This is a genomic window from Floridaenema aerugineum BLCC-F46, from assembly GCF_041929345.1.
Classification (GTDB): Bacteria; Cyanobacteriota; Cyanobacteriia; order Cyanobacteriales; family Aerosakkonemataceae; genus Floridanema; species Floridanema aerugineum.
Genome location: NZ_JBHFNQ010000147.1, coordinates 23,197 through 29,818, shown reverse-complemented (window position 1 = coordinate 29,818; position 6,622 = coordinate 23,197). Strand labels below are relative to the sequence as shown.

At 38.4% G+C, this 6,622-nt stretch carries 5 protein-coding genes; 2 read left to right on the top strand and 3 right to left on the bottom strand.

Annotated elements, in window-relative coordinates; all coding sequences use genetic code 11:
• Positions 1-99: 99 nt before the first annotated feature.
• From ACE1CC_RS19715 to ACE1CC_RS19705, 3 genes are all read right to left on the bottom strand, one after another.
• Positions 100-924 carry a DUF1206 domain-containing protein gene (locus ACE1CC_RS19715; protein ID WP_413272138.1) on the bottom strand — a complete coding sequence of 275 codons (825 nt, stop codon included), beginning with the start codon at positions 922-924 and terminating at the stop codon, positions 100-102.
• A gap of 123 nt (positions 925-1,047) precedes the next feature.
• Complete coding sequence (locus ACE1CC_RS19710; RefSeq protein WP_413272137.1) at positions 1,048-1,791, bottom strand: LmeA family phospholipid-binding protein; 744 nt, start codon at positions 1,789-1,791, stop codon at positions 1,048-1,050.
• A 128-nt stretch (positions 1,792-1,919) separates the two neighbouring features.
• The gene (locus ACE1CC_RS19705; RefSeq protein ID WP_413272136.1) at positions 1,920-2,663 is read right to left on the bottom strand and encodes an LmeA family phospholipid-binding protein; all 744 of its coding nucleotides are present in this window, start codon (positions 2,661-2,663) and stop codon (positions 1,920-1,922) included.
• Between the two features lie 471 nt (positions 2,664-3,134).
• On the opposite strand from ACE1CC_RS19705, the gene ACE1CC_RS19700 reads away from it, so the two are divergent.
• Together ACE1CC_RS19700 and ACE1CC_RS19695 are read left to right on the top strand one after the other, a co-directional pair.
• The gene (locus ACE1CC_RS19700; RefSeq protein WP_459563886.1) at positions 3,135-3,593 is read left to right on the top strand and encodes an NADAR family protein; all 459 of its coding nucleotides are present in this window, start codon (positions 3,135-3,137) and stop codon (positions 3,591-3,593) included.
• Positions 3,594-3,795: 202 nt separating this feature from the next.
• Complete coding sequence (locus ACE1CC_RS19695; RefSeq protein WP_413272134.1) at positions 3,796-6,561, top strand: GAF domain-containing sensor histidine kinase; 2,766 nt, start codon at positions 3,796-3,798, stop codon at positions 6,559-6,561.
• The last annotated feature ends 61 nt before the right edge of the window (positions 6,562-6,622 follow it).

The window sequence follows — 6,622 nt, the reverse complement described above, 5'->3', positions numbered from 1 at the left end:
TTTATAAAAAAAAAATAAAAAATTTTTTTTTTTTTTTTTGTTTTTATTTTTTTAATTTTTTTTCACCCCCCCCCCCCCAACAACGTACCTTTTTAATATTTAAGCAGTTCTAATCCGACGATATTTAGCTTCCACCAAGGTATAAATACCGTAAGCAATTAGACCGATCGCCACCAACCCCAAAATCCAAGGGCCATAAGGTTGTGCTGCTAACGCCGCCAATGCACCACCAAAACCTCTAGCTTGATTTGGGTTAGACAAACGCGCCGCTTGAATTAGGAAAAAGCCGATCGCAATGAAAACCACACCCCTAGCAGCATAACCTAATCTGCCAAGATTAGTTGCCCAATTTCTCTCATTACGATCCATTTGTTGCCACTTTAAATCTTCGCGAAATTTACCTTTGAAACCCTTATAAATTTCATAAAATCCCATCCCAATTGTTAGCGCACCCGCAATTCCTACTAACCATTGACCGAAAGGTTGAGCTAAGAAACGCGCCGTCCAATCTTGCGTAGCATTGCCCCCTGTCTGACCACCTGTTCCTAATATTAATTTTACAGCAGTAAAAGCCAAACCTGCATAAATTACAGCCGCAAAAAAACTACCTAATCGTCCAAAAATACCTTTATTGTCCGGGTTTAAAAATGCTGCAATAAATTGCCAAAGCATATAACCCAACAAACCAACGGCCACCAAAGCTAATAAAAACTTCCCAAAAGGTTGAGTGACAATTGTTTGCAAAGCGCCTGCGGTGTCAGTAGTTCTGCCACCCGTACCAAAAGCTGCTTGTGCTGCTAAAATACCGACTATTGAGTAAACAATTCCCTTGGCAACTAAGCCGAATCTTGCTAGTTTTTCTACCCAAGGATCGGCAGCAACTTGTCTTGCTTTCTGTTCTACATTTCTTGTTTGTTGTCTCATAGTAATTAATGGGTTTAGATAAAAAATTTAATAAAATCTATTAAGTTCGTTGTAACGACTTTAGTCGTATATTCTTGAATTAAAGGACTAAAGTCCTTACAACGAACCGAGTTTTTCCTTTGTTTAAGACGAAGGAAAACTTCTAATGTAAGCTTCAGCTTCTACAACAAGGGTTCCTGGTTGAACATCTAAGTTTTTCAAGCGTAAAGACATTCCTTTAAGTTCAAAGTTAGTGAAGTCTAATAATTCGCTAGACTTAGTTAACAAAGCTTCCGTTAGTTCTGGCGAAATTTCTTGACCTTCGATATATTCAACTTGCTCTAAAGAAATGCGATTTCCCCCTGATGCTATTTGTGGAACAGCAGTAAAAGCAGTTTGCTTTGTTTCTCCTGTTTCCCGTAAATAAAAAGTAGCACCCAGGCTAAATTTATCATTACCTGGTAGACTAAATTCTACTTGTTGAGTATCTACAGTCACAGGTTTATCTGCCAAATTCACCTGCATATTTTGTAACTTTTGTCGCAGAAAATCGGAATTAAATGCGCGATCGATATCTTGTTCTGTTAAAACAACTCGCGTTTCTGCTTGTGTGGGATGAGAAAGTTCAATTTTGCCAAAAGCTGCACTCAAAGGATTAATTGCAATATTGCCAACTTGCATTTCCAATTTCTCAGTTCGCAAGTCTTCTTTCATTACCAAACCTTTGCCTTCGATCGCCACAGATTCTAACTGTCCTTGCATTAGCTGAATTGGCTCAGTGCGGATATCTACGTTCAATTCCTCTACTTGATCCAACTGAGTAGCTAACCCAATTTCTGCGGCTTTACTCAGTGCTTGTTCCCCTAACCCTGGTTGATCTACTGACATCTTGAATCATTAAATGTGGCATTACTAACCTATAATTTAGGTTTTCCTCGTTAAAATTTGTATCTGCACCACGACAGACATTTATTTGGACTCATTCGCCAATAAAAATCAGGCAATTTATCTATGCCTTATGAGGGAATCTCGGTGATTTTAGCTGTGGTATAAATAGTTAATCTGCCTTTTTCCAATTCCATCTTTTGCACCCGAACAGCTGTTCCATCCATCACAAAATATGGGGAAAATACCAGTTCTTTAAACTTCTGCATTAAAGCTACAGCAAATTGGAGAGAAATGCCTGGTGCAGGATGGCATTGAAAAGACTCCATAAATAAAGGTTCAAAAATAGTACCGGGGTGAATTACCGCTTGGAAATTTAGCGATCGCTGATTCCCGGCTTCATGCAATATTGTGCTACCGTTGAAGACGATCGTATTTACATCCCGGAGTTCAATCCTCATTTGTTGCATTTCTAAACTGACAATTTGCCCATCCACATCTAGCTGAAAAGCTTGCATCTTTCTACGGACATAATCCGAATTGAAAGCCCGATTAATATCTACTTCTGAAAGTACAATTCGGGCAGAGGCATCTGTTGGGTGCGAAAGTTCCACTTCCCCAAAAAGCATACTTAAAGGATTAATAGCAATCCGATTTGTCTGGATTTCCATCTCTTGCAAATGGATATCCTTTTGCACCACTAAATCTTGACCAGAAACGGAAACAGAATGTGCTTTTCCTTGGACTACATCCACCAGATTAGTACGCACATCTACATCAAGATTTTTTGCCGAATCTAGCTGATTAGATAACCCCATTTCTATGGCTGCTGAGATTAGTTTTTCTTCTAGGTTGGGTTGTTTTTCTTCGGTCATTCGCAATTCTCCTAGTAGCCTATACTTTCTTACTGTATGGCTTCAACTAGGAGAATTAATCTATATTTAGTCATAATAAATTTACCCAATTTTACTTGATGATATAATTAGGCTGTAGGGTGCGTCAAAGACCCAAAATTAGTGACGATCTCCAAAATTTTACTATTCTTAGCACCCGAATCAATATAACTAGCAACTTGAGTTAATAAATTTGCCCAATTTTGCTAGATGATATAATTAGTTAATTCCTACTAGGCAAGAAAGTACTTTCTTACCTAGTGGTAAAATTTGCCTAATTCACAGGTTCGCTTACACCCAAAGTCAGCAAATTATTACCTTTCCCTAGCAACTTTTGCTTTCCTGAATCTAAGCATATTGTTAAATCACTCACTTTTACTTTACTATAAGATAGTTTATATTATCGATGAATTAATCAATAGTTTCAGCGAAAATTATCGAGAGCAGTTGGGAATGGTAATATATTTTTACAAAGTTTATGAACCTTACGGCTGTTTTTCCAATTTTTCACCTCATGGAATTTTCCTAGAAGGGGAATATTGGCAAACAGTAGAACATTACTACCAAGCAAATAAATTTTTAGGGACAAAAGATAGCGTTTTCATCCCCATAATTAAAGCTGCTACCACCCCGGAAAAAGCTGCATCTTTGGGACGCGCGAGCACGCGCAAAGTCCGCCCCGACTGGGAACAAGTCAAATGTTCTATAATGCGTCAAGCCGTACTCACCAAATTCCTCACTCACTCAGACATCCAAAAAATCCTCCTGGCTACTGGCGAACAACTGATTGTGGAAAAATCCCTCACCGACTATTATTGGGGTTGTGGTTTAGATAATACTGGTCAAAATAATTTAGGTCAAATTCTCATGAGTGTGCGTCAGGAGATCAGGGAACTAAAAAACCGTAACTAAAATCCAGAAAAGCTGCGACAAAAGAAAGAAGAAGAAATCCCTCTTTTTCTTTCTACCTCCAGAATGAGTAATTTAATTAATTTAGATGAGAAAAATTAAATTCTGCGAATAAATACCTATTTTTATGAAGTCTGTAGCTTTTAGCGTAACTTTTATTTAACAATTGGTATACACAGGTAATATTTATAAATTTTTGGTAAAAATGCCCTTTACTAGTAACTCTCAATCATCACAGCCAAGTATCGCTCAAACCGTTCTTTTACATCGGATGACTAATCGCATCCGTCAATCTCTAGATTTACAAGAAATTTTAACCGCTACGGTAGCAGAAATTCGGGCTTTTTTAGATAACGATCGCGTCATGATCTATCAGTTCCACGCTGATAGCAGTGGCGAGGTAATTGCAGAATCACTCGCCGAAAATCGTCTCCCTTCCTTATTAGGATTGAACTTTCCCGCAGACGACATTCCCGTAACTGCAAGGGAAATGTTTGTCAGTGCGCGACAACGTTCAATGGTAAATGTAGCCACAGGCGAAATAGGCTTAAGTTCTTTAGATTGTCCCCAAACAGGAGAACCTCTGGAAATCGAGGATATTCGCTATCGACCAGTAGATCCCTGCCATATTGAATATTTAACAGCAATGGGAGTAAAATCTTCCGTAGTTGTACCGATCTTACAATACGATCTTAATTCTTTCCAATCTAAACTGAAACTTTGGGGATTGCTTGTATCACATCATGCTGACCCAAAAACTATTTCCCAAACACAATTGGATACAGTGCAACAAATTGCCGATCAAGTATCAATTGCGATCGCTCAAAGTAACTTATTAACCCAAGCTCGCCAACAAGCAAAAAGAGAAGCAGCAATTAACCAAGTTGCGATTAAACTGCATCGATTAAATACAATTCAATTAGAAGAAGCCTTAGCAGAAACAGTTGCTATTTTTCAAGGTAATGGTGGCAGACTTTACATAGTTGTAGATCAAGCTTATCCAGCCCAAATATACACTTACGGCGATGCTCCTATCTTTGAAGAAAACCGTCAATATTTATTAGAAGAAAACCCTGTTTGGCAGCAGAAATTTTCGCCAAAAACGGCAAGTTCAACGGTTAATAACCTATGGGCGATCGCCGACCTTTATCAAGACCCAGAACTAAGCCAACTCTCAGGAATATTTCAGGATACTCAAATTCGAGGATTGTTAGTTATTTGCTTAGAATATCGGCAACAATTTCTCGGATATTTAACAGTTTTTCGTCAAGAAATAGACAAAGAAACCCTTTGGGCGGGGAGATTCGACCCAGACAATCGACAACTTTATCCCCGGCGATCTTTTGCCGCTTGGTTAGAATTAAAAAAAGGGCTAGCTTTAGATTGGAAATCCGAAGAATTGGAAATAGCCACAGCTTTAGGTGTTCAATTTTCGATGGCGGTACAACAGTATCAGTTATATCAAAAAGTGCAACTACTTAATGCTGATTTAGACCGTCAAGTAAAAGAACGTACAGCCGAATTACAACATTCACTGACATTTGCTAACTTATTAAAGCAAATTACCGATCAAATTCGCAGCACCTTAGACTTCACAACTATATTACAAACTATAGTTAGAGAAGTTCGCAAGTTATTCAACACCGATCGAGTAGTAATTTATCAATTTACCAAACAATGGCATGGCAAAGTAATTGTCGAATCGACCATCGGCAGTTGGCTTTCTATTTTAGGTTTCTCCGGGCCACAAGGTTGTTTTACCGAAGAAATAGCTCAACTTTATAAACAAGGAAGAGTAGGGGCAATTAATGACATTTTTGCATCCAATATTCCCTCTTGTTATTCAGAGTTTTTGCAAAGTATAAATGTGCGATCTAACTTAATAGTTCCCATTAGAATGGGCGATATACTTTGGGGTTTATTAATTGTCCATCAATGTCAATCTCCCAGAGTTTGGCTAGCCACAGAAATAGATTTACTACAACAATTAGCCGCTCGAGCAGCGATCGCCATTCAGCAAGCCCAACTTTACCAACAAACTCGTAATTCTGCTGAATTAGAACAAGCGAAAGCCAAACAATTAGAACTTGTATTGCTCGACTTACAAAAAACCCAAGCGCAACTAATTCAAACCGAAAAAATGTCTAGTTTAGGACAACTAGTTGCAGGTGTCGCCCATGAAATTAACAACCCAGTTAACTTCATTTTTGGTAATCTCACTTATGCCAGCGACTATTGCCATGACCTCCTAGAATTATTGCAACTTTATATTAAACATTATCCCCAACCCCATCCAGAAATTCAAGAAAAAACCGAAGAAATAGACGTGGAATTTCTCGCTAACGACCTACCAAAATTGCTAAATTCCATGAAGGTAGGAGCCGATCGCATCAGACAATTAGTATTATCATTACGGAACTTTTCTCGATTAGATGAATCCGATATTAAACCAGTCGATATTCACGAAGGCATCGACAGCACATTAATGATTTTGCAACATCGCCTCAAACCAAAAGCCGGACATTCCGGCATTCAAATCATCAAAAATTATGATAACTTACCCTTAGTAGAATGCTACGCTGGTCAGTTAAATCAGGTATTTATGAACCTGTTGTCTAATGCCATTGATGCTTTAGAAGCCAAAAGTCGCACTCAAGAACAAACCGAGCCAATCAACAGCGAGAATTCCGACCAACCAAAGATAGAGATTAAGACAAAAATCTGCCAAAACAATTTAGTAAAAATTAAAATTTCCGACAATGCTTTAGGAATACCACCTCATGTTAAATCCCGAATCTTTGACCCTTTCTTTACCACCAAAGAACCAGGAAAAGGTACGGGATTAGGATTAGCTATTAGCTACCAAATTATAGTGCACAAACATGGCGGAAAACTTAAATGTTCCTCTCAACCGGGAGTAGGCACAGAATTTTCCCTTGAAATTCCGATTAAACAAGCGATCAAAAAGTGAAGAAATTTCCTATTTACTGGGTTCCCAGGTGCGGCTTTAGCGGCACCTGGGAACATCCTTT

Excerpts from the sequence above, each read along its gene's own strand:
- ACE1CC_RS19695 (WP_413272134.1), top strand. The coding sequence starts at position 3,796 with ATGCCCTTTACTAGTAACTCTCAATCATCACAGCCAAGTATCGCTCAA.
- ACE1CC_RS19705 (WP_413272136.1), bottom strand. The coding sequence starts at position 2,663 with ATGACCGAAGAAAAACAACCCAACCTAGAAGAAAAACTAATCTCAGCA.
- ACE1CC_RS19700 (WP_459563886.1), top strand. The coding sequence starts at position 3,135 with ATGGTAATATATTTTTACAAAGTTTATGAACCTTACGGCTGTTTTTCC.
- ACE1CC_RS19715 (WP_413272138.1), bottom strand. The coding sequence starts at position 924 with ATGAGACAACAAACAAGAAATGTAGAACAGAAAGCAAGACAAGTTGCT.
- ACE1CC_RS19710 (WP_413272137.1), bottom strand. The coding sequence starts at position 1,791 with ATGTCAGTAGATCAACCAGGGTTAGGGGAACAAGCACTGAGTAAAGCC.